Here is a 25,396-nt window from a genome sequence, read left to right as displayed (position 1 = left end):
TCAAAAAAAAGTATTGATGGCTTTTATTTTTTCAGGGCCGCTTACCTCATTTATATTTTTTCGTAAGGTTTCTACCGTTAGACTCTTTTCCCGCAGCTTATTCAGATGCTCTAAAAATGAAGAGGAGTTATTAATTTGCTCGGGAATTGTATCCGAATGATAAACATCTCCGTATTCGTTTATCAGACAGAGGTAAGGTACTTGTGTAATATTATAATCCGAAAAAAGAACATAGTTTTTTGCTAATTGGACTGAATCAGCCGAACTTTCTTCCTTTACTATATCTATATTATAAAAAATAAAATCCTTGTTTATCTTTGAAAACAGGTATCCGGTAAAAACATTCTCCAGCAATTTTTTACTTTGCGGATCGGTGTCTGAGGCACTAAAGAACATGAGTCCTTGCTTTTTTGATAAGACTAGGTCTTTTTCGATAGTGGAACCGTCTGTTTTCCAATCCTGTTGTACGCTTGAGCAGCTTCCAATAAGTATCACAAAAAAGACAAAGAGGTAAATTCTCATAAGATTTATAAATTTCATATTAACTCCCGCAAAGTAAATTTTATTTTAACATTCTAAACAAACTTAGAATAAAAGGCAAGGCCGTTTTTAACGAAATGTAGAGTAAAAAGCCGTATGCTCCGATTTGAAGAATTGAACCGGTTATGGCTACTAGTCTTTCTTTATTTTTCAGTCTGTAAAAAAGACCTGTTCTGCCGGCCCATGCTAAATATCCCGATGCTATTATCGGAATACTCATACCTAGAGACATGGCTATCGCTGCAAAGATGCCCAAGGCCAAGATATCAAGGCTTACGGCCAGCACCAAGACAAGCATGGCAGCCGGGCAGGGATAAATGCCGCTTATTAAAATAGCTCCGAGTTTAAGCTTTTTATGGTTTGAATCTTTTTTTGTATTTATATCCTTTACAGCATCTATTATTCCGTAAAGGGATAAAACTATTAAGATTAAAAAGGAAATTCCTTCCATGTATATCATTGCATTATTTGAGCGTGAGAGTATGGCTCCCGAAAGCCCCTTAAAAATCATCATGAGGATGATGGCCGCTCCTCCATGCATTCCTGCCAGAGCAAGTCCGGTAAAAAGAGGCTCCAAACCATTCGATTCTTTTGTAAGGTAAAAAGAGAAGATGATCGTTTTACGGTGTCCCGGGCCTGCAGCATGTACCAAGCCGTATAAGAATGAAATAGCCAGAATGGATACTAAAATATCAAAATTTTTATTTTCTTTCCAAGAGCTTATATAATCTCCCAGCTTTTGGTTCAATATACGCTGTCCATGCAATATGTTTTCTGAAGGCTGCCCTTGATATACGGGCACGGGAGAATTCTTTTTTCCTGTAAAGGGATTTGCAAATAAGAGGCTTATGTTAAGAGTAAAAAATACGATAAAAATTAAGCTTTTTCTCATAAGCGCTTTAGAACCTGATTCTTACTTCTTTGGGATAATAGGTATTAAGGCCGGGTGCCCATTTATAATATATTCTATTGTCATCCATTGCTCCCAAAGGGTTATAGTATACAGGATAGTTTTTATTTTCGATAATAGTGTATGAGGGCTGCACCAGGCTTTCATCATATATGAATTTTACGGCCGCATTTTTAGGATAAGTTATATCGCAATAAAAAGTATAATCGTAGCATGCTAAAAATATCTCTCGGCTTTTAAATTCACTTAAATCGATAAAAAACCTATAAGTAACAATACCGTTTTTTTGCCAAACGGAAAAAGATGCCTTTTCGATATGCTCAGGGGTTGTACGCCTTTCTCCATGCCTTATAAATGTAAAATAATAAAAATTTTCCGAATAACTAAAGGCGTTTTCATAAACATCGGCTGTTTCTGCAGCACTGAATACACCATCTCTGTTTATATCATAACCGCTGATTACATCTGCACTAAAAAATCTGTCAAAGGTCCATGTAACATAGGCTCCTTTTAAGTTTTTTCCTGCGAAAACAACTTCAAGGGAGCTTGTAAACCACATATGAGGATGAGTAAATGTGTTAAAATTTATAAAAATTAAAAATATAAATAACAGTATATTTTTTTTTGATTTTATCATATTTTTATTTTGCCGCCAAAACATAAAATTAGAACAAATATTCTTTGATATATGATACAAAAAAGTTCTTGTTTTGTCAAAGGAAATAGTGTATAATATCACTATGAATAAACGAACACATGTAGCAGGAACTATTACTTCCTCAAAAGAAGATTATCTTGAACGGATTTATGATCTATCTTTACTTGATGAACAAGTAAGGTCTATTGATGTTGCCCGTGCATTAAATGTTTCACGAGCGAGTGTTAATAAATCTCTTGGCGGTCTAAAAGATGACGGATATATAGAGCAAGAGCCTTATGGAACAATTACTTTAACAAAAAAAGGCAGAGCAATCGCAAAAGAAGTTCGTACAAGGCATAATGCTCTTCGAACATTTTTAACTGAAGTTCTTAATGTAGATTATGAAATTGCAGATATCGATGCATGCGAAATGGAACACGCAATCAGCAAACATACTGCAGATAAGCTTTATGCTTATTTAAAAAAATTGGGTATAACCGAAAAAGAAACCGATAAATAATTTATCTTACTTGCCACTTTCCGCCGATATTGACTATCCGTTTTGAAGGTAGTGAAAGTATACGGCCGTCTTCTCCCAATAAGGAGACCATTTGGGTAAGAAGGTTTACCTCGGTAATTTTAAAGACGGTGCCGTCATAGGGGAATCTAGCTCCCTCAGGCGGCATTGCCTTTCGGGCTTCTGCATACCAATCATATTCGTAAGAAAGACAGCATAAGAGCCTTCCGCACTGTCCCGATATTTTTGATGAATTGAGCGAGAGGTTTTGCTCCTTTGCCATCTTAATTGAAACAGGTTTTAGTTTATCGGTTACGCTATGACAGCAATAGGGCCGTCCGCAGCAGCCTAGGCCTCCTATAATTCTGGATTCGTCCCGAACGCCTATCTGCCTTAGCTCAACTCGCACCTTAAAAACTGCAACAAGATCTTTAACCAATTTTCTAAAATCTATACGGGTGTCTGCACTAAAAAAGAATAAAACCTTTGGTTCATCAAATAAAAAATGACAACCGATAAATTTCATTTCCAAATTATTTAATGCAACCTTTTCTTTAAAAATTTTGGCCGCTTCTTTTTCTTTTTTATGGTTTTCTTCCAAAATAATCTCTTCTTCAGCGTTGATTTTTCGGATAATTTTTACAACCTCATCAGGATTGGCATTGATTGGAGTTTTGACCGGGCCTCCGAAACGAGCAACATCATTACCGTATCGTGTAGGTACAAGAACAAAGTCTCCCGTATTAAATTCCTGACTCTCGGAAGCTATTGCATAGAAGCTTTCCTTCGAATAATCCAAATTAAGCTCATATAGGGGCTGAGGAAAATCGTTAGGATTCGAGCTTGTCTTTACAGGCCGTTGGTCATTATCTTCAAGAGATTCAATATCTTCTATATTTTCATTAATATCATAATCCATTATTACCCCGCTATGTAGTCAAGTTGACCAAAAGACCTTTTATTTCATCGAGTCTGTCTAAAATTTGCAGCTTTTCAAGTTGATTAAATAAAAGCTCTTGTGTTAGTTTATTTATTTTTTCATCAATAACCTTTACAATTACATAACTCTTCTGTTTTAACGGATTTAATCCGCCTGAAGTTACCGCTTTAACATTAAGCGAATGTTGAAGTGCAAAGTTTACAAAGCTTTTAACGGCTTTTTTATATTTGTTTATTGTTTCCGCATTTACATTTTCGGCCAAATTTGAGCCGCTGGAATAAACATCGTCCTGTAAAACGGCCAAAATATCGTCTACCGCTTTTTTTCTCTCTTCAGGCGTAAGACCTTCCAGTTTTTTTTCATAATCGGATTCTTCCGTCTCCTGAACATTATTGTCTAAAATTGCTTCCAAAAAAGTTTTAGGCTTTTTTAGCTTAGCCTCTTCAGTTTTGCGTGCTTGATTTTTTTGAATGTACGAATCTTTGGCGATTAGAGGTGCGGCAGTATTAAGAGCGGAAACATAGTTTCTTGTATCCACAGAGTTTCCCATGGGCTGCCTCACCTGGAATGAACAAGGGCCGAGGCTGCAAGCCCCTGCCTGTTTTTATATTCTTTTTCTGCCTTTTCAAATTCGGCTTGATTATCTACGGCAAAGCAGTAGCCATGTAAAAATACATCATCATCCAATCGTATTTTTTTTGTCAAAACCGAGCCTAAAATAAGGCCTGTTGACAAGACAACAACGCTTTCCGGAGCTATCACATCACCTTGAACCATTCCGCCTATAGTTATAGATTTTGCATGTATGTTTCCGCGGACTCTTGCATTCTCTGCAATTATAACCCTTCCGGGAGTTTTTATATCCCCGTTTATATCTCCGTCTATACGCAAAAATCCAGGTACACTTAAACTTCCGTTTACAAATGTTCCCGGGCCTATGATTGTGTTTATGGAAATATCGTCAATAAAATCGGCCATGACTATTTTTTTCTTCCGGTATTTTTTATGTTAAGATATTTCATAGGATCTACAACATCGGAACCTATGTGAACCTCATAGTGCAAGTGGGGGCCTGTAGAAATACCCGTGTTTCCTACATAGCCTATAACCTGACCTTTTTGTACATGCTGTCCTCGCGTAACTCTAAACGAACTTAGGTGAGCATATCTTGTAAAAAAACCGTGCTTATGTTTGATGATAATGTAGTTTCCCCAGCCCGAATCGGTTTCTACCGTAATAACCTGTCCGTCAGCCGTAGCCATAATGGGATCACCGGAGCGTCCCGTTGCAAGGTCTATACCGGTATGAATGTACCATTGACCCGTAAAGGGATGACGGTTTTGACCGAAGGCCATTGTTATATGTCCTATACCGCCCTTAATAGGCCAAAGACTGGGAATATCCGAAAAGAGGGCTGTTTGAGTGTCCATCAGCTTTGCCATTTCTTGAACCGGCTGAATTGTATCCTGCAAATATGCTGAAAGTTTTTTAAGCTCGCTGACTTCCCTTGCAGTTCCTTGGGCTTGCTCTTGTACATTGAAGAGGAGAGAAAGATCGCTTGAGTCATCGTTTTCAGCACCTGTTTCCATAATGGACTGTAAACCCAATGAGGTTAATGTAGAAGAAAGTGTAGACTGAAAATTCTTTGCATTTTTTAAAAGGTCGTTTGTTTCGTTTTTCAAAATATTAAGACTGGCCTGTGTTTTGCGTGTTTCTTCCTTTAAATTTGCGAGTTTTCTGGCTGAAGCTGCTGATTCTGCCGTAAACCAAAAAAATGAGGCTAAAATACCTACAAGAAGTATGGATACAAAAACAAGCGAAAAAATGCTTGCCTGAAAATTTACAATCCTTTTTTGAGAATGCGGAACAACCATGATGGTCAGCTTTTTGCGTCCGCCATTGATGAATTTCATTACACCCTTAGATACGCTTGTACAAAAAGCCTTAAAAAGCTCGTTAAAATAGCGTACCAAGTTGTTTTCTGCCCGTTTATATGTTCGTGTTCTTGACACTTTAAACTCCTCTTTTGACTATACCATAATTAAATAAAAAAAGTACAAATCAACATTCCAAAATTACAGGTACTGTCTCTCTCTTATCGGCTTTTTTGCCCAAAATATTTAGCACACAACCGACACAGTATTATATAATATGTAAGATTTTTTGTAAAGTCCTAAAAAATTATATAAGCCTAATTGTGTACAAAGACTTAAAAATATGCTATAATCTTCTATCTTTTTTTAGATAGAATTTCGGAGTAAATTATGGATATCAAAAACATTATCAAAAATCTTCATCCTCTTGAGGTTAAGGTTTTAAAAAATTTTAAAATAGGCGAGTATCTTGATAATAAAAAACTTGAGCTTAAACTTTCATATAAAGAAGGTCATGCAAATCAGGTTTTCTCGTGGCTCAAAATGAAGGGGCTTATAAAAGAAACCGACCGCAAAAAACATATATTTTTTGAACTTACAAATATTGGAACAGATTTTGCCGAGCACGGAACTCCGGAACAAAGAATTTTGCAGCTTTTAAAAGAAAAGGGCGAGCTGAAGCTTCCTGAAATTGCCGATGCCCTTAATTTGGAAAATAAGGATGTGGGTTCGGCCTTCGGTATTCTTTCAAAAGAAGGCGCCGTTAAGATGAATGAAGAAAAAAAGGCTTCCTTTGTGCAAGAACCTCAATCAAAGCGCTTTAAAATAACCGTAGAATTGCTTAAAAAAGGGCTTAAAACAGAAGGCCATATCATAGCTGAAGAAGACCTTGATGATGAAGAGCGGGAAATAATCAACTCAATCGCAAAAAAACGCGGAGCTTCTGACAGCCCCTATAAGATTGTAGAGCGGGACTCTGTTGTTTACGGGTTTACTGAAGATGTACCTTCGCTTCAGGAAGAGCTTGAAGCCGAGGGTATAACAGGGGATGAAACAGGTCAACTTACAGCCGATAGTTTAAAAACCGGCAGCTGGAAAAATCAAACATTCAGAAGCTACAATATCAATCTTCCGCCTGCGAGAATAGTTGCAGGAAGAACAAATCCTTACTGCGATTTTTTGGAAGGTGTAAAGGATAAGCTCGTAGGTTTGGGCTTTGAAGAATTTGACGGTCCGCTCGTAGAAACAGACTTTTGGAACTCGGACGCTCTTTTTATGCCGCAATTTCATGCAGCCCGCGATATTCACGATGTTTATTACATAAAAAATCCGACCCATGCAAAAAGCATTGAAGAACCATTTTTATCCCGCGTTGCCGAAGCCCATGAAACGGGCGGAAACACAGGCAGCCGAGGCTGGAATTATTCCTTTGACAGAAATTTTACAAGGCGGCTCTTGCTCAGAAGCCAAGGCACCGTTCTTTCAGCCCATCAGCTTGCAAAGGCAAAAATTCCCGGCAAATATTTCGGCATAGCCCGATGTTTCCGTTATGATAAGGTCGATGCAACCCACTTATCCGACTTTTATCAAACCGAGGGTATAGTCTTAGGTAATGAGGTTAATTTAAAAACCTTATTGGGAATACTCAAAATGTTTGCCGTCGAAATAGCAGGGGCTACCGAGGTAAAATATGTAGGCGGCTACTTCCCCTTTACGGAACCTTCTATTGAAGTACACATAAAGCATCCCGTTCTAGGCTGGTTTGAGCTTGGCGGTTCAGGAATTCTCCGTCCTGAAGTATCGAGAACAATGGGCGTTGATGTCCCCGTCTTGGCATGGGGAATCGGCATAGACCGAATGGCCCTCATGGCCCTAGGTTTAAATGACCTAAGAGAACTGTTCAGCTCTGACATTGAAGGAGTCAGGCTGAGAAAGTAAGAAAGATGTTTCTATGCAAATTTTTTATGATATTGATAAAGATTTTTCGGTAAATTCTTTTATCTCTTTTTCAAACATTAGAATCATTTTTTGCAGGCAGGCATCATGAGCGAATTCTTTACCGTATTCTGCGTATTTGATTTCCTGCCTTTTTCTTTCATCACTGTTATCCAGCCAATAGTCTATTTTTTTAGCAAGATCATCGGCATCTCCGGCAATAAACAGGCTTCTTTCATCCAAGGCAAACTGAGGTGTTGCCGATTGGGGGCTGTTTGCAATTATTGGAACTAAACCGCAAGAAAAAGCTTCTATACAGGATATTGCCTCAATTTCGGCATCGGCTGTATGTACATATAAATCCGAATAAGATATGATTTTTATCAGTTCGTCTTGTGTGCAAAAAGTAAAAATCGGCTTATTTTTAAGATGTTTTGATAGTTTTTCATATTTTCTTTTTTGAGGTCCCTTTCCCGCAAAAATTAACTGTATTTTTTCCGCATATTTAGATTTTGCTGCTGCGTGAATTAAAATTTCTTGTCTTTTTTCTTTTGATAGTCTTCCTATCATCAGTATTACGAATTTATTTTCAAACTCTTTAGGTTTAGCTGTTTTTTTATATGTAAATTGTTCTGCAACTCCATTCGAGATAACATGAGTTTCAGCATCATAACCATGTTCTTTTATCTGATTTGCAATAAACATAGTTGGACAGTGGATATGCCTGAAATGCTTATAAAAACTATTTTTCATAAGATAGTATAAAAAATCATTTGCTAATTTTGATTTGCCTAAACCTATGGAATAAGTAATATTTTGAGGCTGCACATGAAATGCTGCAGTGTGAGGTTTGTTAAGTTTTTGTGCTATCTCTAATCCTTTAACTGACAGGAAAAAAGGCATAACAAAATGAACTAAATCGGCCCATTTTATGGCCTCATACAGAACATCCGCATCGGGTTTAGCGAACATCATCCCTTGGCTTTTTATAAGCTTATCAAATACAGGAAATTTTAACTCATTGACTGTAAATTTATCCTCAGATTTTTTTCCTGTACTTATTACTCTTACATTACAGCCCATGTTAATTAAGCCGCTGACCAGTCTCCGTGCAGTAATTGTAGTTCCATTATTTTCAGCATCGTATTGATCTAAAACAACCAGTAGTTTATAGTCAAATTTTCGGGGGGGGGGTAGTATATATATTTTTTGTATTCATGTCTATAGCCTCTAAAAAATCAGGATTAATACTTACGATAAAAAAGCGATTTTGTCAATAGCATAAAAAAGCTGCCTATCTTTTTGAAATATATCTTAGTTAAATATAGACAAATCATAAAAAACAATTAGAATATAATTAGCTAAGATTATTTAGGAGAGATTTATGGAATGGTGGAATAAAAGAGTAATTTATCAGATATATCCCAGAAGTTTTTGTGATGCAAACAATGACGGGATGGGCGATATTCAGGGTATTATTTCAAAATTGCCTTATTTAAAAGATTTGGGAATAGGAGCAATTTGGCTTTCACCCGTAACGGCCTCCTCCGACTATGATAACGGCTACGATGTTTCCGATTATTGCGATATTAATCCGAAATTCGGCACAATGGACGATTTTAAGGCTTTATTAAAAGAAGCGGACAAGCTCGATATAAAGATTATTATGGACCTAGTTATAAACCACACAAGCGATCAGCATAGATGGTTTATCGAATCCAAAAATCCCGAATCTCCCTACCATAATTACTATGTTTGGCGGGAGCCTAGGATTGTAAAGGGCAAAAAACTACCGCCCAATAACTGGGACAGTCTTTTTTTGGGCTCCGCATGGAAGTATTGCGAAGAAAACGGACTCTATTATCTTCATCTTTTTACCGAAAATCAGCCCGATTTAAACTATAATAATCCGGCGGTAATTGAAGAAGTAAAAAAAATATTGAAATTTTGGCTTGATATGGGCGTTGCAGGTTTCCGCTGCGATGTTATAAACTGTATTTATAAAACTTCCTATGAAGATGCAAAAAAAAGGAGAATGAAGACGGGTAAGGAGTTTTACCTGTCTCAAAAGGGCTGTCACGATATTTTAAAAGAACTAAATAGAGAAGTTTTAAAACCCTACAAAGCCTTTACTGTCGGCGAGACCATGGATGTTTCACTGGAAGAAGCCAAGGATTTTACGCAAGATGAGTTGACTATGGTTTTTCCGTTTGAGCACCATACGGGTGTAGACTGCTGGTTTCAAATTCCTGTTTTTAAACGGAAATATAAACCCTTCCGAATGATTAGAATCTTAAAAAAATGGCAGACCAAGATGCCGTGGACACCTCTTTTCTTTGAAAACCACGATCAGGCCCGCTCCGTTTCACGATTCGGGGATGAAGGAAAATATTATAAAGAAAGCGTCAAAATGCTTGCAACCGTGCTTTTAACTCAAAAAGGAACGCCCTTTATTTATCAGGGGCAGGAAATAGGCCTACCCAATACCGATTTTAAAAGCATGGAAGAAATTGACGATATAGCCACAAAAAATATTTATAATATGCTTAGGTCTTTTAAATTCGGCAAAACAAGGGCTTTTAAAATGACTATGAATTATGCTCGAGATCATGCAAGGACTCCCATACCTTGGGATGATTCCGAAAATGGCGGCTTTTGTACTGTTAAACCTTGGCTTCGTCTGAACGAAAGATATAAAGAGATAAATGTAAAAAAGAACCTCTCCGAGACGGATTCTTGCTTTAACTATTACAAAAGGCTGATAGCCTTGAGGAATTCCGAAGAGGCCTTGCAGTTCGGCGATATAGAATTTGCCGATTTAGGAAAGGATGTTTTTGCTTATTACCGCAAAAAAGACGATAAAACCTTTTTTATTATTTCCAATATGTCGGGGAAGACTCAGAAGATAAGGGAAGAGGTTAGAGGCCTTCCGATTCTATTTAATTATAGGAATTTTAACCCTCAACAAAAGATGCTTCGCCCCTTTGAAACGGTTATTACAAGAATTTAAAAAAAATTTAAAATTTTACTATAAAGTCTAAAAAAAAACTACAAAATAGGTAGGAGGTCTTTTATGACAAAAAGATTTTTTTTGCTTGTTTTGTTGGTTTTGAGTTTATCCGCTTCTTGCAGCGGAATGATTGAACAGCCGGGTTTTGTTTCAATTTTTCTTGGAAATGATGAAAGGCTTATTCTCAAAGAATTTGAACAGTCTCAAAATAATGAGATAGGCCTTGTTTTTGAAGGAGCCGTTTCAGATTTACAGGTTTATGCCTTAAAAGAAAATAATCCTGAAGAAATTTTGTGTACGGTTGAGAAAGTTGAAGCTGCCGAATCATTTTCGGCTTTTAAGATTAGGCCTAGTAAAAATTTTACCATAGGCGAAGATTTTAAAATATGCGGAAAGGTTTCCGGAGGCATGAGTCAAATTCTTGATTTTGAGCTTCCGTTTAAGGGTGCAAATACCAAGCCTGCCGAACTGTCTTTTTCTTCCATGAAATTAGGCTCCACATCTAAACCGGGTTTTATAAAATTTGATGTAAAATCGGACGGAAATTTATTCGGGATAAAACTTGTAAATGCAGGGAATTCAAAGGAGCCGGACTTTGCTTTCCCTGCATTTGAGGTTAAAGCAGGAAACATCATTGTATTCTATTGGTTCTTACCTTCGGACGGCTCAGAGCCGGAGGACGGAATTTTAGTGTCTGCAGAATCTTGTGCAGCCCTTGAAGCCGGAGAAAAAGCTTTTTGTTTTTGGGGGCGTTTGCAAAAGTTTCAGCCTAAAAGAACAAATGCCGTTCTTATCAGGGAACCTAAAACCGAGGCCTTACAGGACGCGGTTTTGTTTAGACATCCCAAAGATGAGGATTGGGGGGTTAATGAAATCGAAAATGCCGTTTTAGAAGCTGTTGCAGCCGGATTATGGAAACCTGATGGAGATATTTTAAATGCGGTACAAGCAAATATCTCTCCCGCAAAGATGCTGAAAAGGCTTTCATACGAAAAAATCAATCGCAATGCTGAGGACTGGACTTTGACAAAATAAATTTAAAAAAAATGAATAAAAAACTTGACGGCTGAATATATGTATGATACAATTTTATCCGGCAGTTATCGGGTGTCTACTTTGCATTAATTAAGAATAAATTTTATAGTATGTTAATTAATCAATGGACAAAAAAAGCTGCAAGTTTTTAATATAGTTTTCTTAATAAATGGAGGTTTATTTATGAAGAAGAGAACATTGGCATTAGGTGTTTTGCTGATAGCATTATTTGCGTTTATTGCAGGCTGCAGCAAAACCGAAGAAAAAGGAGCTGCAAAAGCAGAAACAAAGGGTCCGGCATACCATATTGGTATTATGACCGGAACAGTATCGCAATCTGAAGATGATTTGCGCGGAGCTGAAGAGCTTATCCGCCTTTATGGTTCTGTAAAAGACGGCGGAATGATTCAGCACATCACCTATCCCGATGATTTTATGTCACAGCAGGAAACAACAATCTCCCAGATTGTAGCTCTTTCCGATGATCCCAAAATGAAGGCGATCATCGTAAATCAGGGAATCCCCGGAACAGCAGAAGCCTTTAAGCGTGTTAGAGAAAGAAGACCCGACATTCTCTTATTGGCCGGCGAGGCTCACGAAGATCCGCTCGTAATTCAGGCTGCTGCCGATATGATCGGAAGTCAGGACTTTATTTCCCGCGGTTATACAATTCCTTGGGCTGCAAAACAGCTTGGAGCAAAAAATTTCGTTCATATTTCCTTCCCCAGACACATGTCCTATGAAACATTGGGTCTTAGAAGGCAGATCATGGAAGAAGCTTGTAAAGATTTAGGCATTAACTTCTACTTTGAAACAGCTCCCGATCCCACAAGCGATGTCGGCACAGCCGGTGCCCAGCAGTTTATTCTTGAAAAAGTACCGCAGTGGATCGAAAAGTATGGAAAGGAAACAGCCTTCTTCTGTACAAATGATGCTCACACAGAGCCTTTGTTAAAGCAGCTTTTCGCTTACGGCGGTATGTTTGTTGAAGCAGACTTACCCTCACCTTTAATGGGTTATCCCGGAGCTTTAGGTATTGACCTTGCTGCAGAAGCAGGAGATTTCCAGAAGATTCTTAAGAAGGTTGAAAATTCCGTTGTAGAAAAAGGCGGTGCAGGACGATTCGGAACATGGGCTTACTCCTATGGATTCACCGTTTCGGCAGGTTTGGGCGAGTATGCTCGACGCGTTATCGACGGCGAAGCTAAGAAGGGTAATATGGCCGACTTAGCAAAAGCCTACGGAAAATTTACACCCGGAGCAAAATGGAAGAGCGGTGCTTACATTGATGCCAGCACAGGTGTTAGATCAAAGAACCAGGTTCTCTTGTTCATGGATACCTATGTTATGGGTCAAGGTTACTTACCCGCAACAGAGCAAGATATACCTGAGAAATACTTCAACATCAAATTTCAAAAATAAGACTTTGTAGTTGAATTTTAGGGAATCCTAACGGAGGGTCGGGACAAAGATCCCCGCCCTCCGTTTTTATTTTAAGGAACAATGCGGATTATGGACAATAATGAATTTTTTTTAGTTCTTGAAAATGTGACAAAAGAGTTTTCCGGAACACAGGTTCTTCAAGGTGTAAATTTTTCTTTAAAAAAAGGAGAAATCCTTGGCCTGGTCGGGGAAAACGGGGCAGGAAAGACTACCTTGATGAAAATCTTATTCGGTATGCCCGTTATAAATGAAACCGGCGGCTATGGAGGAAAAATTCTAGTCGAAGGAAAAGAGGTAAAATTCTCAAGCCCCTTTGATGCTCTTGATGCCGGTATCGGAATGGTTCACCAAGAATTTTCACTTATACCCGGTTTTTCTGCAACGGAAAATATAATGCTTAACCGGGAGTTGCAAACCCCTTCTATTCTTTCAGATTTATTTACCCCAAGATTAAGTTTGTTAAAGAGAAAGGAAATGAATGAAAGAGCTCAAGCCGTTTTAAATGAGCTTGGAGTTTCTATAGATGCACATACATTGATTTCGGAAATGCCTGTAGGACATAAACAATTTACCGAAATTGCGCGTGAGATTGATAGAGATAATGTAAAACTTTTGGTTTTAGACGAGCCTACAGCCGTTTTAACCGAATCTGAAGCGGATATTCTTTTAGATGCAGTAAAAAAACTGGCAGCTAAGGGTATTTCCGTAATTTTTATTTCTCACAGATTGCAGGAAGTTATAGATATATGCGATAGAGTCGTCATCCTAAGAGACGGAAAAACGATTCAAGATAAGAAAACAAGCGAGATTACAATTCCTGAAATTGCGGCAGGCATGGTAGGCCGCGAAATTTCCAATACGGAAAAAAAGGATAATGATAAAAAAATCGGGCCGGTGGTTTTTGATGTAAAAAATCTCTGGGTTGATATGCCCGGTGAACTTGTCCGAAATGTAAACTTCTCGGTTAGAGAAGGTGAAATCTTCGGTATCGGAGGTCTTGCAGGACAAGGAAAGGTAGGTATTCCAAATGGAATTATGGGTATCTTCCCTGCCGGAGGAACCGTAACTTTTAAAGGAAAGGAGCTGACTTTAAACAATACCAAACAGGCCTTGCAGGACGGTTTGGCCTTTGTGTCGGAAGACAGGCGAGGTGTAGGTCTCCTGCTCGATGAAAGTCTTGACTGGAATATTGCCTTTACGGCTATTCAATCTAAGAGAGCTTACTTAAAAAGCTATTTAGGCGGCTTGCTTAAACTTAGAGATGAAAAGGCAATGAAAGCTTTGGCAGATAAGTACATAGATATGCTTCAAATTCGCTGTACGGGAAGTCATCAAAAGGCAAAGGAGCTTTCAGGCGGTAATCAGCAAAAGATTTGTTTGGCTAAGGCCTTCTGTCTTGAACCTGAAATTCTTTTTGTTGCAGAGCCCACCCGCGGTATTGACGTAGGTGCAAAGGCCCTTGTTTTGGATGCTTTGCGAAAAATCAATAAAGAGCTTGGAACTACTATTGTTATGATTTCCAGTGAGCTTGAAGAGCTTCGTTCTATCTGCGACAGGGTTGCAATTGTTTTCCACGGAGAGATTTCGGGAATTTTATCGCCGGAAGAAAAGCCGGCCGAATTTGCTTTATACATGGCGGGGGTAAAATAATATGGAAAAGTTTAAAAAGATAGTTGCTGATTTCGGTATACCTAGAATAATTATTCTCTTATTCCTTGTTACCCTTTTTATAATTGCTCCCTTTGTTAAGGTAAGCATCGGTGCTTCGCTTTCGGATGTTGCAAACCGTTTCGGTATGAATGCCTTGATGGTTTTGGCCATGGTTCCCATGATTCAAACAGGCTGCGGCTTAAACTTCGGTCTTTCATTGGGAGTTTTGGGCGGTCTTTTAGGGTCGACTGTTGCTATGCAATTCGGGCTTGTCGGCATCTTAGGTTTTTCTACTGCCGTAGTTTTAACAATAATTTTTTCCGGAATAATAGGCTTCGGTTATAGTCAGGTTTTAAATAAGGTTAAGGGCGAAGAGATGACGATAGCCATGTACATAGGCTTTGCATCCGTCACATTTATGGCTATTTTGTGGATAGTTCTTCCTTATTCAAATCCGAGTATGGTCTGGGCTTATTCGGGACAGGGCTTGCGTACTACAATAACTCTTGAAGGGTATTGGGTCAATATTTTAAATAACTTTTTGGCTATTGAGATAGGCTCATTTAAATTCCCGACGGGTGTTATCTTATTCTGTGCTGTATGTATGTTATTGATGAAGACTTTTATGAAGACAAGAACAGGAACTGCTTTGACGGCTGTCGGCTCCAATCCGGATTTTGCAAGGGCTAGCGGTGTAAGCATAGACAAGGCAAGGACCATCAGTATAGTTCTTTCGACTATATGCGGAGGAGTCGGAATCTTGTTGTATCAGCAGAGCTTCGGTTTTATCCAGCTTTATAAGGCCCCGCTCTTTATGGCCTTCCCCGCAGTAGCCGCTATTCTTATAGGCGGTGCCTCGGTAAACAAGGCTTCAATTTTAAATGTTGTCCTAGGTACTGTTCTTTTTCAGGGAATCTTGTCAATGACTCCTTCAGTTATAAACAGTATTTTACAGACCGATATGTCTGAGGTTATCCGAATCGTACTTTCAAACGGTATGATCCTATATGCTTTGACAAGAAAAACGCAAAAGACGAGGTAATTGATTATGAATAAAATAACGGAAAAATTAAATAGAAAATTAAAGAAATTTTCGATGCTCGATTTTTTGGCTGATAATCTTGTTTCACTTCTCTTCCTATTAATTTCCTTTGTGGCCATTCCCGTGTCGGGGCTTTCGGCTCATCACATTATCGGTGAGATTTTAACCCGAATAGGAAGAAACTCCTTTTTGGTTTTCTCCCTTATCTTACCGATTATGGCCGGTATGGGTATAAACTTCGGTATGGTCTTGGGTGCAATGGCAGGACAGATAGGCTTAATCTTTGCTATGGACTGGGGTATCGGAGGTATTTACGGATTGGTTTTTGCTGCCTTGATAGGAATGCCTCTTTCAGTTTTGTTGGGCTATATAGCCGGTTCCATCCTCAATAAGGCAAGAGGCCGGGAAATGGTAACAAGTTACATCTTAGGTTTTTTCTTCAACGGTGTATATCAGTTCTTTGTTCTGTACTTGATGGGTTCTGTTATTCCGATGCACAATAAGGCTATAAAACTATCCCGCGGCTTCGGAGTTAGAAACACCCTTGAACTTGCTCCTGTAAGGCAGGTGCTCGATACGGCCTTCTCGTTCAATATTGCAGGCTTACGTATACCTGTTTTGTCCTATCTTATCATCATTGCCCTTTGTTTCTTTATCGTATGGTTTAGAAAAACAAAGCTTGGACAGGATATGAGGGCAATCGGTCAAAATCAATCTGTTTCAAATTCGGCCGGTATTGCTGTTGAACACACAAGGATTATTTCGATAATAATTTCGACGGTTTTGGCCTGTATAGGACAGATTATATTCTTACAGAATATGGGAAATATGAGCACCTACAATGCTCACGACCAGACCGGCTTCTTTGCTGCAGCCGCGATCTTGGTCGGCGGTGCTTCTGTGAGCAGGGTAAGTATAAAGAACGTTTTTATAGGCGTTGTTCTCCTTCATTTCTTGTACATTGTTACCCCCATGGCAGGGCAACAGCTTCTTGGTTCTGCAATGATCGGAGAGTACTTTAGAGACTTTGCAGGCTATGCAGCTATAGCCCTTTCCTTGGTACTTTACGCTGCAAGAAATCAGAGAAATGCGGAAAAGAAACGTTCCGAATTGCGTTTGCAAGCTGAAGGAGAAAAAAAATGAGAATACAATCTAAAAAAACGGTCTTGGCAATAAGAATAATTTTGCCTATTCTTTATGTTTTGCTGATCGCTCTTATGTTTACCCTAGGCAGAACTCATGCGGTTTTGTTTGAAAATAAAAAGGCTGCCGACGGAAGTTATAAGGCCTTTGATGCAATTGAAGTTACCTTTAATAACGAAGAACCCTTGGAGCTTTTTAAGGGCGATAGGGATAAGATTCTTTTGCGAGGTCAAAAACACAAGGTTGTTATAAGATTTACAGACGGAAGAGAAGACTTTGTCGGAGAATTTAGAATTCCGCTTTTTCAGGATACCATCCTTTTGTCGCTTCCGGCCTTGGTAGAAGGTCTACCTTCGGCAGTGATACCTTTCGAGTTATATGCAGAGCCTGCAAAAGAGTAGAGTTGTAAATATTTTATAATAAAATCAACCGCCTTGTAAAACTTTAAGGTTTTATGAGGCGGTTTTTTGTTTATGCAGCTTCTTAATATGTCAAGATATAGAATAATCTCCTCTTTTTATGCTATAATCTTATCAAGGAGGCTTGATATGGACTTTGATTTTTCACGCAAGATACCGATCGGGGTACAGAGCTTTGAGGTAATGCGTAACGATAAATTTCTCTATGTCGATAAAACGCCTTTTTTGTTTAAACTCGCTCACTCCAACCGAGTCTACTTTTTAAGCCGCCCACGCCGCTTCGGTAAAAGCCTCTTCCTTTCGACCTTGAGGTCTTACTTTTTGGGTCAAAAAGAATTATTTACCGGCTTATACATCGAAAAGGCCGAAGAAAAAAAGAGCCGAAATCGAAAAATCTGCCGCTTGGGTAGAATATCCTGTATTCTACTTGGATTTTAATATAGGCAAATACGATGAACCGCACTCCTTAAAAAGTCATTTAAACCTTGCCTTAACTCAATTTGAAGAAATTTATGGTTCGCACAAACAGGAAGAAGAACCTGCCCAACGCTTTGCAGGTGTAATAAAGCGTGCTTACGAAAAAACCGGCCGGCAAGTTGTAATCCTTGTGGATGAATACGATAAGCCTCTTTTACAAACTATGGGTGTAAACGAGGCATTAAACGAAGAGTACCGTAACACGCTAAAAGCCTTTTATTCGGTAATAAAAACCTGCGACCAATACATCCGTTTTGCTTTTTTAACAGGCGTAACAAAGTTTAGTAAGGTTAGCATATTCAGCGATTTAAACAATTTGCAGGATATAAGTCTTATAACCGAGTACAGCGATATTTGCGGTATAAACGATTCAGAGTTAAAACTTAACTTCGAACCTGAAATAAAGGCTTTAGCAGATCGTAAAAAGAAAAACTTTGAAGAAATTTTGTGTGATTTAAAGAAAAAGTATGACGGGTATTTATTTGCAAAAGAAGGAGTGAACGTATATAATCCCTTTAGTGTTTTAAGTGCTTTTTCTGCAAAGGATTTAGGTAACTACTGGTTTGCGACCGGAACTCCGACCTTTTTGGTAAACTATTTAAAAGATGCTTATTACAATGTGCCCGATTTGGACGGAGGAGTCGAAATAAACGAAGCGGGAATCGATCTATATCGTGCCGATGCGAAAGACCCTTTACCGATACTTTTTCAATCGGGGTATTTAACGATAAAGGAATATTTAGAAGAAGCAAATATCTACCGCTTGGGCTTCCCTAATGATGAGGTGCGTTACGGCTTTTTAGAAAACCTTGTGCCTGCCTATTCTTCACTTAGGCCTTATGAAACGGCTTCATCCGTGTGGGAATTTACAAAGGATATTCGGGCAGGGAATGTAGACGGGTTTATGGAGAGGATGCAGGCAATAATAGCGGGAGTACCTTACGATAATCTTCCAAAAGACAAGCTAAAGTTAAGAGAGCAAAACTACCAGACGGCTGTCTACTTAATCTTTAAGCTTATGGGTCAATTTGTTCAAACCGAGATACACTGTGCAAGGGGCAGGGCTGATTGTATAGTGCATACTAAAGACACGATATACATCTTTGAGTTTAAGCTGATGAGTGCAGGAAGCCCTGAAGATGCAATCGCACAGATAAGAGAAAAGGGCTATGCCGGTCAATTTAAGGCAGAGGGCAAAAAGATAATACTGATAGGTTCCAGCTTTGATGAAGAAGAAAGAACTATCGGCGAATGGAAAACGGAAGAGTTTAAGCTGATTTAAAGTGACATAAAATCTTTAAGCCATTGAAAAACCGATGGGCTTTTGCTAAAATATATTCCGTTTATTTTGAATTTTAAAAGAGGTTGATATATGAAGATAGGAATTTTCGGTGCCGAAGAGCAGGAAGTTAAACTTTTAAAAAAGTATTTAGTAGGAGAAGTCCGAAAAGTTGCCGGTCTTAGTTTTTTTACGGGAACTATACATGGAAAGAATGTTGTTCTTGTGCGCAGCGGGATAGGCAAGGTAAATGCTGCACTTTGCTGTCAAATTCTTATTTCGGAATTTAATGTTGATGCCGTAATAAACACAGGGGCTGCCGGCGGCTTGATAGAGGACTTAAATGTTTTTGATATTGTTGTATCATCCGAAGCTGTACAGCATGATGTGGATGCAACGGCCTTCGGCTATCCTCTTGGGCAGGTACCTATGACAAAGACTCCTTTTTGGCCTGCCGATAAAAAGCTTAAAAGTCTTGCAGTTAAAGCCTTTAAGTCAATGCAAAAAGAAGATGACGATGAGCACATAAAAAAATTAAAACTGATTGAGGGCCGCATTGCTTCGGGTGATGTATTTGTTTCCGATGAAAAAATTAGGGCAAGGATTATAAAGGAATTTAATCCTGCCTGTGTTGAAATGGAAGGTGCCGCTGCCGCTCAAGTTTGCAGAATAAATAAAATTCCATTTTTAATTTTGAGAAGCATTTCGGATACTGCGGGCAAGGATGAAACGGCTAAAATTTCTTATGATGTTTTTTCGGCACAAGCAGCAAAGGATTCATCTCTTTTGGTATTGCAAATGCTGAAAATGCTTTAAAATTATGACAATTATGGATAGCTTTTCTTTTACAACGGTTCAAGGAAAAACTGAAGTTTTTTACTGTGATGAGCCTTCTTTACCGCCTGTAGGCATATCGGGCGGAATGTACATTGCCGATTCCAATACGGCTCCTATCGCAAGAGAAGCAAAGAATTTCCGTTCCGACCTGCCGCTGGTTATTATTGAAGCCGGAGAAGAACATAAAAATTTTACCTCGCTTGTGCTTATTTTAAAAACAGCCCTCGATGCAGGATTAAGCCGGAATTCGGTTTTTATCGGAGTAGGCGGCGGTCTTGTTTGCGATTTAGCGGCTTTTGCTGCTTCGGTCTATATGAGGGGAGCCGGATGCAAACTTGTTCCGACCAGTCTTTTAGCTATGGCTGACGCTGCCATCGGCGGAAAAACTGCAATAAATTTTGACGGCTATAAAAACATGGTGGGAACTTTTTTTAAGGCTGACGAGGTCTACATAAGCCCGAAGGTCTTAAAGACTTTGAGCGAATCGGAGTATCTTTCAGGTCTGGCGGAGATATTTAAGATGGGCCTTTTGTATTCAAAAGATATTTATCAAGCCTTTAAAACTCAAAGAGAAAATATTTTGGAAAGAGATGAAAGACTTTGCTTAACTCTTATTAAAATTGCAGTTGAAGCAAAGGCTCAGGTTGTAAGCCGGGATTTTGACGAAAAAAATGAAAGGGCATTTTTAAATTTAGGTCATACCTTCGGTCATGCACTTGAGTCGGTTTTAAATTTTTCTATAGTTTCGCACGGAGAGGCTGTCGCTTGGGGAATATCCAAGGCCTTGCTTGTAGGCAAAAAAATGGGCTTGACCGAGTCTTCTTATGCTGATGAGGTTATAGATCTTATCAAGGCTTACGGCCTTCCCGATAAATCGGTTTTGCCTGATCCTGATGAAATCCTTTTGGCAATGAAAAAAGATAAAAAAAATATAAACGGTAAAATCCGTTTAATTTTGCAAAAAAATATTTGCGAAACCTTTACCTATGAGGTTTCTGAAGAAAACATTCGGGAGGTCTTATGATTTATTTGGATTGGGCAGCTACAGCCCTTCCTCAAGAGGATATAATTACCGAGACGCTAAAAAAATCTTTTAAATATTTTGCAAATCCTTCAGCAAAACATTTTTTTAGGTAAGGAGGCGAGAGCTGCCCTAGAAGAAGCCCGCTCTGAAGTTGCCGGACTTTTAAATACTTCCCCGGAGAATATTATTTTTACATCAGGCGGGACAGAGGGCGATTACATACCCATGCTCTCCCTTTTGTCACTGCCTTCTACATGTTCCATTGCGGTGAGCAATATAGAACATTCTGCTGTTAGAGAACAGGCTGCCGCTATGAAGGCCCGCGGTTATAAAATTTTACAAATTCCGGCTGATAAAAACGGCCTTATAAGTGCCGATGCGGTTTTAAATACTATAGATTCCGATACAGCCTTTGTTTCCGTTATGGCGGTAAATAATGAAACCGGAGCGATTCAGCCGATAGCCGAAATAGGAAAGGCTCTTGAGGAATATTCTAAAGGAAAAAGGAAAATTCATTTTCATACCGATGCGGTTCAGGCTATAGGTAAAATTCCATTTGAGTTGTCAAAGTCGGCTGTTCATTCCGCTTCTTTTAGCGGGCACAAAATAGGGGCTCCCAGAGGAATCGGTTTTTTGTATCTTACAAAAAATATTGAATCCTTTATACGCGGCGGAGGACAGGAAGGCGGGATAAGACCCGGTACCGAAAACCTTGCAGGGATTTTAGCCCTAGCCGGCTGCCTTAAAAAATATTATACAAACTTGGAAAACTATGTTTTGAATGCGAAAAAGTTAATGGATTTTTTGATTGATGAACTTTCAGCCATTGAAGCTATAAGTTTTATTCCCGCAATGAGGCCTCAGTTGAGGGATAGTTTTTCTCCTTGGATTTTACATTTCGCAGTTAAAGAATTAGCTGGTGAAGTTTTGCTAAGATGCCTATCGGATAAGGGGATTTGTATTTCCACAGGATCTGCCTGCTCTTCAAGAAAAAAGGTAAGACCTATTTTGGAATCCATGAAAATCGATGCTAAAATGCAGCAAAATTCCGTGAGAGTTTCGATAGGGCCTTCAACACAAAAAAAGCGAGCTTGCGGAATTCTTAAAAATTTTAAAAGAAACTTTAAAAGAGTTCAGTTAAATTAAGCCTTATTCTGTCTCACATTTACAGTTTTCTTGTTCTTCTTTTAATTTTGCCGTAACCTTTGATTGGCGGGCTAGACGGTTCGCCAATAGACGCGACAAGAAAATGCCGTAATGCGGATATTCTTCTATCAGTTTCATAAAATTCATCTTAGGAATTTTAATGAGAGAGCCTTCGCCTATTGATACTACAGTTGCAGATCTTCTGTCGTTCATTAAAAAAGCCATTTCGCCTATGAATATGTCGGCAGGTGTTAAGACTGACATCAGTTTATTGTTGACATAAACTGCATATCGTCCTGAGCTTATATAGAAAAGATCGCTTGAGTCTTCGTTTTCTCGGCAGACAATCTGCATGTGTTTAAAACTTAGAAGCTGCTGAGATTTTAAAATAGCAGGTGTAAGGTTTGCTATGTGTCTTTGGTTTTTTACTTCAAAAGAAACTTCGTTGCCTATGTTATTATAGCGTATGTTTTTGACAAGCGTTTGAGAAAGTTTAATTCCCATACCATGCAGCCCTGCCTCAAAGTCGGCTTCGAGATGACTCCTCCAATCAAAACCGTTGCCTTCATCTTTAATCGTTATTTTTGTTTTTTCGGGATCAACCGCATATGTGATATAGACTTTTTTCTTTTTTATTTCGGGTTGTTGCTGTTTTTCGGCAATAAGGTCCAGCATATTTTTTCCGCTTCGCAGCCATTTGTTTTTTTCATTATAGGAAATATTACAGTTTCCATGCTCGACAGCATTAAGTAAAAATTCCATCATTGCCGTTTGTAATGAAGATCTTTCTTCTTCATTAACTCTGTCTGTATTATATAGATAGGTACCGATTAGGTTAGCATAAAAAACAATTTCGAAAGGATCCGTATCGCTTACAAAATGTCCGGTTTCTTTTTCGTCAGGTCTTTGATGCATTCCTCGGTTGAATAAAAAGTGCTGATGCTGATTTAAAATCTTGATTATCTGATTAGTGTTTTTTTCAAAGTCCTTTCTTGTACAGACAAATAAAAAGTTAGGTTCTTTTATTTGTTCGAGTTTTGCCTTTTCATGACGGGTGTCCGTAATTGCTATAATTCCTCCGAATAAAAGCCATGGGTCGTCTTTTATGATTTTTAAGCAGGCCTCTGCATCGATATTGGGATCTGCAAAATCGATAATTTTAATTTCGGGCATTTCATATTTAAAGAATGAAACGATGTTTTCATATTTATCGAGAACGGCAATATCGACGTTTTCAATATTCTCCGCAGCAGCTTTTAATCCGTTAACTGTAGTTTTTATTGTGCTTATTATAGGTACCTTTTTCATCATTATTTCCTTTAAAATATAGTCAGCATTATAGCATAAATTTGAAATACATACTATACTTTAAGGATGAATATGAACGATTTATCTTTTTTTCAAGGAAGATCCGCTCCTTTAGGGGCTCAATTAGGCCCTGATGGGGTAAATTTTAGTGTTTTTTCTCGGAATGCAAAAGAAATAGTCCTTCACTTATTTGAAACAGTAGAGGATTCTGAGCCTATAATATCATATAAACTGGATCCCCAAATAAATAAAACAGGCGATGTTTGGCATGTTTTTGTTGCCGGGCTTAAGACTTGGGCCTTTTATTTGTATACGGCTGATGGGGATTTTTTGCCTTCGGTCGGCCGCTTGTTTGATCCAAATAATTACTTACTTGATCCTTATGCAAGGTTAATAAGTGCACATTCAATTTTTAATTCGGAGCAAATTTTTAATCAGATAAAGAGAAAGGAGCAGGGCGGTAAAAATCAATATAAAAGAACGGCAACCGGTTTTCCGAAGTGTGTGGTTGTCGATGAAAGAGAATTCGATTGGCAGGGCGACAGGCCTTTAAATATTCCTCTTCAAAAATGCGTAATCTATGAGGCCCATGTAAAAGGATTTTCTTTTTTAAACGATAAGATAAGCCCGTCCAAACGGGGTAAATATTCAGGACTTGTAGAACTTATTCCATATTTAACGGATTTGGGAATTACCTCTCTTGAGCTATTGCCGGTTTTTGAATTTGATGAAAATGAAAATATGAACGTAAACCCGAAAACGGGTCTCAGGTTAAAAAATTATTGGGGCTACAGCACGATTGCTTTTTTTGCACCTAAGGCTCTCTATGCTGAAGATCCTGGAAATGCCGTAAACGAGTTTAAATTTATGGTAAGGGAATTTCATAAGGCAGGTATCGAAATAATTTTGGATGTAGTGTTTAATCATACCGCAGAAGGAAACGAACACGGCCCTATTTTTTCTTTTAAAGGATTTGATAATTCTATTTACTATCATCTTGAAGATAATAAGCTTTATTATAAAAATTTTTCAGGCTGCGGCAACAGTATAAAAACTTCGGAAACTCCGGTAATAAAATTTATTCTTGACTGTCTGCGTTATTGGGTCAGCGAAATGCATGTTGACGGATTCCGTTTCGACTTGGCTCCTGTCTTGGCCCGAGATAAAGCCGGAAATATAGATTTAAATTCTTTTATGATACAGGCCATTGCAGATGACCCCGTGCTTCATTCCACAAAAATTATAGCTGAACCTTGGGATGCAGGCGGTGCGTACATGGTTGGAAAATTCCCCGGACGATGGGCCGAATGGAACGATTTGTTTAGGAATTCTGTTAGACAGTTTTGGCTTCAGCCCAATCCCGATATAAGGCATTTGGCAAGCCGCATCACCGGTTCTTCCGACTTGTATTCTCAAAATGGAAGAAGACCTTATCAGTCAATAAATTTTGTGTGCTGCCATGACGGTTTTACTCTTTGGGATTTATTAAGCTATTCCGAAAAACATAATGAAGAAAACGGTGAAAACAATCGGGACGGTTCAAACGAAAATTTAAGTTATAATCACGGTATAGAAGGCAGGGCTTCTAACGAGGTTGAGCTTATGAGAATGAGGTCTGCAAAAAATATATTAACAAGCCTTATCCTTTCTGTGGGAACGCCTATGCTCAATATGGGAGATGAAGTATTCAGGACACAAAACGGAAATAATAATACCTATTGTCAAGATAATGAAATGTCTTGGTTTGATTGGGAACTTGTTGAGGAAAATAAGGATTTTTTTGAGTTTACAAAAAAACTTATAAATTTGCGAAAGACTCATTTTTCATTTTTACGGAAGAGTTTTTTTTCCGGCGTTTCAAAAATTACGGGAGCTCCCATCGATATAGCTTGGTTTGATCATCAGGCACAAAAACCCAACTGGAATTCTTCTTCAAATTTTTTGGCTTTTTTAATAGACGGAAATAAAATTAATTTGGAAAGCGACGAAAACGATAATGACTTTTATTTTATGGCCAACAGTTACAACAACGATATAACGGTAAAACTTCCTCCTCCGTCTTCCGGCGGAAAAGTTTGGCATCGGCTTATCGATACTTCTTATACCGGCGGAAAAGATTTTTTGGACGAGGAAAATACCGAGCAAATTATGAACCAGCAAGTATATGTTGTACTTGCAAGGACTATTGTGGTTTTAATTTCGAAATAGAATATCGGTATTATGCCTT

The 25,396-nt window shown here is 38.5% G+C and carries 21 protein-coding genes and 2 pseudogenes; 14 read left to right on the top strand and 9 right to left on the bottom strand.

Annotated elements, in window-relative coordinates; genetic code table 11:
• Genes E4O00_RS11970 through E4O00_RS11960 form a run of 3 tightly spaced genes read right to left on the bottom strand, consistent with a single transcriptional unit; the run spans nucleotide 1 to nucleotide 2,087 of the window.
• Nucleotides 1-540: a hypothetical protein gene (locus E4O00_RS11970; protein WP_253677583.1), complete on the bottom strand. Its 540-nt coding sequence runs from the start codon at nucleotides 538-540 to the stop codon at nucleotides 1-3.
• 22 nt (nucleotides 541-562) lie between these two features.
• Nucleotides 563-1,432 carry a nickel/cobalt transporter gene (locus E4O00_RS11965; RefSeq protein WP_253677582.1) on the bottom strand — a complete coding sequence of 290 codons (870 nt, stop codon included), beginning with the start codon at nucleotides 1,430-1,432 and terminating at the stop codon, nucleotides 563-565.
• Nucleotides 1,433-1,439: 7 nt separating this feature from the next.
• Nucleotides 1,440-2,087: a DUF1007 family protein gene (locus tag E4O00_RS11960; RefSeq protein WP_253677581.1), complete on the bottom strand. Its 648-nt coding sequence runs from the start codon at nucleotides 2,085-2,087 to the stop codon at nucleotides 1,440-1,442.
• 103 nt (nucleotides 2,088-2,190) lie between these two features.
• On the opposite strand from E4O00_RS11960, the gene E4O00_RS11955 reads away from it, so the two are divergent.
• Nucleotides 2,191-2,610, top strand: a complete 420-nt coding sequence (locus E4O00_RS11955; protein ID WP_253677580.1) for a metal-dependent transcriptional regulator — start codon at nucleotides 2,191-2,193, stop codon at nucleotides 2,608-2,610.
• Between the two features lies 1 nt (nucleotide 2,611).
• Here E4O00_RS11955 and E4O00_RS11950 read toward each other — a convergent pair whose 3' ends face one another.
• From E4O00_RS11950 to E4O00_RS11935, 4 genes are read right to left on the bottom strand one after another with little or no spacing between them, the layout of a single operon-like run.
• Complete coding sequence (locus E4O00_RS11950; RefSeq protein ID WP_253677579.1) at nucleotides 2,612-3,526, bottom strand: PSP1 domain-containing protein; 915 nt, start codon at nucleotides 3,524-3,526, stop codon at nucleotides 2,612-2,614.
• Nucleotides 3,527-3,536: 10 nt separating this feature from the next.
• Nucleotides 3,537-4,097, bottom strand: a complete 561-nt coding sequence (locus tag E4O00_RS11945; protein ID WP_253677578.1) for a YaaR family protein — start codon at nucleotides 4,095-4,097, stop codon at nucleotides 3,537-3,539.
• Between the two features lie 8 nt (nucleotides 4,098-4,105).
• Complete coding sequence (locus E4O00_RS11940; RefSeq protein ID WP_253677577.1) at nucleotides 4,106-4,525, bottom strand: bactofilin family protein; 420 nt, start codon at nucleotides 4,523-4,525, stop codon at nucleotides 4,106-4,108.
• A gap of 2 nt (nucleotides 4,526-4,527) precedes the next feature.
• Nucleotides 4,528-5,559, bottom strand: a complete 1,032-nt coding sequence (locus tag E4O00_RS11935; protein WP_253677576.1) for a M23 family metallopeptidase — start codon at nucleotides 5,557-5,559, stop codon at nucleotides 4,528-4,530.
• A 252-nt stretch (nucleotides 5,560-5,811) separates the two neighbouring features.
• Between E4O00_RS11935 and E4O00_RS11930 the strand changes: the two genes are divergently transcribed.
• On the top strand, nucleotides 5,812-7,359 hold the full coding sequence (locus E4O00_RS11930) for a phenylalanine--tRNA ligase subunit alpha (protein ID WP_253677575.1): 1,548 nt from the start codon (nucleotides 5,812-5,814) through the stop codon (nucleotides 7,357-7,359).
• 24 nt (nucleotides 7,360-7,383) lie between these two features.
• Here E4O00_RS11930 and E4O00_RS11925 read toward each other — a convergent pair whose 3' ends face one another.
• Complete coding sequence (locus E4O00_RS11925) at nucleotides 7,384-8,475, bottom strand: glycosyltransferase (protein ID WP_256484010.1); 1,092 nt, start codon at nucleotides 8,473-8,475, stop codon at nucleotides 7,384-7,386.
• 265 nt (nucleotides 8,476-8,740) lie between these two features.
• On the opposite strand from E4O00_RS11925, the gene E4O00_RS11920 reads away from it, so the two are divergent.
• The 11 genes and pseudogenes from E4O00_RS11920 to E4O00_RS11870 all read left to right on the top strand — a co-directional run bounded on the left by E4O00_RS11920 (nucleotide 8,741) and on the right by E4O00_RS11870 (nucleotide 21,856).
• Nucleotides 8,741-10,366 (top strand): alpha-glucosidase, encoded by a 1,626-nt coding sequence (locus E4O00_RS11920; RefSeq protein ID WP_253677573.1) that lies wholly within the window; start codon nucleotides 8,741-8,743, stop codon nucleotides 10,364-10,366.
• Nucleotides 10,367-10,429: 63 nt separating this feature from the next.
• Nucleotides 10,430-11,401: a lipoprotein TP_1001-related protein gene (locus E4O00_RS11915; RefSeq protein WP_253677572.1), complete on the top strand. Its 972-nt coding sequence runs from the start codon at nucleotides 10,430-10,432 to the stop codon at nucleotides 11,399-11,401.
• A 183-nt stretch (nucleotides 11,402-11,584) separates the two neighbouring features.
• Nucleotides 11,585-12,823: a DUF3798 domain-containing protein gene (locus E4O00_RS11910; protein ID WP_253677571.1), complete on the top strand. Its 1,239-nt coding sequence runs from the start codon at nucleotides 11,585-11,587 to the stop codon at nucleotides 12,821-12,823.
• 90 nt (nucleotides 12,824-12,913) lie between these two features.
• A complete protein-coding gene (locus tag E4O00_RS11905; protein ID WP_253677570.1) occupies nucleotides 12,914-14,494 on the top strand; it encodes a sugar ABC transporter ATP-binding protein in 1,581 nt (526 codons plus the stop codon).
• 1 nt (nucleotide 14,495) lies between these two features.
• Complete coding sequence (locus E4O00_RS11900) at nucleotides 14,496-15,536, top strand: ABC transporter permease subunit (RefSeq protein ID WP_253677569.1); 1,041 nt, start codon at nucleotides 14,496-14,498, stop codon at nucleotides 15,534-15,536.
• Between the two features lie 6 nt (nucleotides 15,537-15,542).
• Nucleotides 15,543-16,679 (top strand): ABC transporter permease subunit, encoded by a 1,137-nt coding sequence (locus E4O00_RS11895; protein ID WP_253677568.1) that lies wholly within the window; start codon nucleotides 15,543-15,545, stop codon nucleotides 16,677-16,679.
• Nucleotides 16,676-17,080, top strand: a complete 405-nt coding sequence (locus E4O00_RS11890) for a DUF6672 family protein (RefSeq protein ID WP_253677567.1) — start codon at nucleotides 16,676-16,678, stop codon at nucleotides 17,078-17,080. The genes E4O00_RS11895 and E4O00_RS11890 overlap by 4 nt, the downstream gene beginning before the upstream one ends.
• Nucleotides 17,081-17,227: 147 nt before the next feature.
• Nucleotides 17,228-18,857, top strand: a pseudogene (locus E4O00_RS11885) (ATP-binding protein).
• Between the two features lie 90 nt (nucleotides 18,858-18,947).
• Nucleotides 18,948-19,670: a 5'-methylthioadenosine/adenosylhomocysteine nucleosidase gene (locus E4O00_RS11880; protein ID WP_253677566.1), complete on the top strand. Its 723-nt coding sequence runs from the start codon at nucleotides 18,948-18,950 to the stop codon at nucleotides 19,668-19,670.
• A 13-nt stretch (nucleotides 19,671-19,683) separates the two neighbouring features.
• Complete coding sequence (locus E4O00_RS11875; protein ID WP_371922733.1) at nucleotides 19,684-20,715, top strand: 3-dehydroquinate synthase; 1,032 nt, start codon at nucleotides 19,684-19,686, stop codon at nucleotides 20,713-20,715.
• Nucleotides 20,712-21,856, top strand: a pseudogene (locus E4O00_RS11870) (cysteine desulfurase family protein). The gene E4O00_RS11875 and the pseudogene E4O00_RS11870 overlap by 4 nt, the downstream one beginning before the upstream one ends.
• An 8-nt stretch (nucleotides 21,857-21,864) precedes the next feature.
• On the opposite strand, the gene E4O00_RS11865 reads toward E4O00_RS11870, so the two are convergent.
• Nucleotides 21,865-23,169 carry a cyclic nucleotide-binding domain-containing protein gene (locus tag E4O00_RS11865; RefSeq protein WP_253723018.1) on the bottom strand — a complete coding sequence of 435 codons (1,305 nt, stop codon included), beginning with the start codon at nucleotides 23,167-23,169 and terminating at the stop codon, nucleotides 21,865-21,867.
• Nucleotides 23,170-23,241: 72 nt separating this feature from the next.
• Here E4O00_RS11865 and glgX point away from each other — a divergent pair, with 72 nt between their 5' ends.
• Nucleotides 23,242-25,377, top strand: coding sequence for a glycogen debranching protein GlgX (gene glgX / locus E4O00_RS11860; protein ID WP_253677562.1), 2,136 nt, complete (start codon nucleotides 23,242-23,244; stop codon nucleotides 25,375-25,377).
• Nucleotides 25,378-25,396 lie beyond the last annotated feature (19 nt).

It is taken from the genome of Treponema sp. OMZ 788 (assembly GCF_024181245.1).
In the GTDB taxonomy this organism is placed as follows: Bacteria; Spirochaetota; Spirochaetia; order Treponematales; family Treponemataceae; genus Treponema_B.
The sequence above is the reverse complement of the archived record's forward strand: the minus strand, read 5'-3'. Positions and strand labels throughout refer to the sequence as shown.

Bases quoted from the DNA above. Each gene is read 5' to 3' on its own strand.
- E4O00_RS11940 (WP_253677577.1), bottom strand. From the start codon at position 4,525: ATGGCCGATTTTATTGACGATATTTCCATAAACACAATCATAGGCCCG.
- E4O00_RS11880 (WP_253677566.1), top strand. From the start codon at position 18,948: ATGAAGATAGGAATTTTCGGTGCCGAAGAGCAGGAAGTTAAACTTTTA.
- E4O00_RS11950 (WP_253677579.1), bottom strand. From the start codon at position 3,526: ATGGATTATGATATTAATGAAAATATAGAAGATATTGAATCTCTTGAA.
- E4O00_RS11960 (WP_253677581.1), bottom strand. From the start codon at position 2,087: ATGATAAAATCAAAAAAAAATATACTGTTATTTATATTTTTAATTTTT.
- E4O00_RS11955 (WP_253677580.1), top strand. From the start codon at position 2,191: ATGAATAAACGAACACATGTAGCAGGAACTATTACTTCCTCAAAAGAA.
- E4O00_RS11895 (WP_253677568.1), top strand. From the start codon at position 15,543: ATGAATAAAATAACGGAAAAATTAAATAGAAAATTAAAGAAATTTTCG.
- E4O00_RS11910 (WP_253677571.1), top strand. From the start codon at position 11,585: ATGAAGAAGAGAACATTGGCATTAGGTGTTTTGCTGATAGCATTATTT.
- glgX (WP_253677562.1), top strand. From the start codon at position 23,242: ATGAACGATTTATCTTTTTTTCAAGGAAGATCCGCTCCTTTAGGGGCT.
- E4O00_RS11865 (WP_253723018.1), bottom strand. From the start codon at position 23,169: ATGAAAAAGGTACCTATAATAAGCACAATAAAAACTACAGTTAACGGA.
- E4O00_RS11920 (WP_253677573.1), top strand. From the start codon at position 8,741: ATGGAATGGTGGAATAAAAGAGTAATTTATCAGATATATCCCAGAAGT.
- E4O00_RS11905 (WP_253677570.1), top strand. From the start codon at position 12,914: ATGGACAATAATGAATTTTTTTTAGTTCTTGAAAATGTGACAAAAGAG.
- E4O00_RS11965 (WP_253677582.1), bottom strand. From the start codon at position 1,432: ATGAGAAAAAGCTTAATTTTTATCGTATTTTTTACTCTTAACATAAGC.
- E4O00_RS11945 (WP_253677578.1), bottom strand. From the start codon at position 4,097: ATGGGAAACTCTGTGGATACAAGAAACTATGTTTCCGCTCTTAATACT.
- E4O00_RS11900 (WP_253677569.1), top strand. From the start codon at position 14,496: ATGGAAAAGTTTAAAAAGATAGTTGCTGATTTCGGTATACCTAGAATA.
- E4O00_RS11915 (WP_253677572.1), top strand. From the start codon at position 10,430: ATGACAAAAAGATTTTTTTTGCTTGTTTTGTTGGTTTTGAGTTTATCC.
- E4O00_RS11890 (WP_253677567.1), top strand. From the start codon at position 16,676: ATGAGAATACAATCTAAAAAAACGGTCTTGGCAATAAGAATAATTTTG.
- E4O00_RS11875 (WP_371922733.1), top strand. From the start codon at position 19,684: ATGGATAGCTTTTCTTTTACAACGGTTCAAGGAAAAACTGAAGTTTTT.
- E4O00_RS11930 (WP_253677575.1), top strand. From the start codon at position 5,812: ATGGATATCAAAAACATTATCAAAAATCTTCATCCTCTTGAGGTTAAG.
- E4O00_RS11970 (WP_253677583.1), bottom strand. From the start codon at position 540: ATGAAATTTATAAATCTTATGAGAATTTACCTCTTTGTCTTTTTTGTG.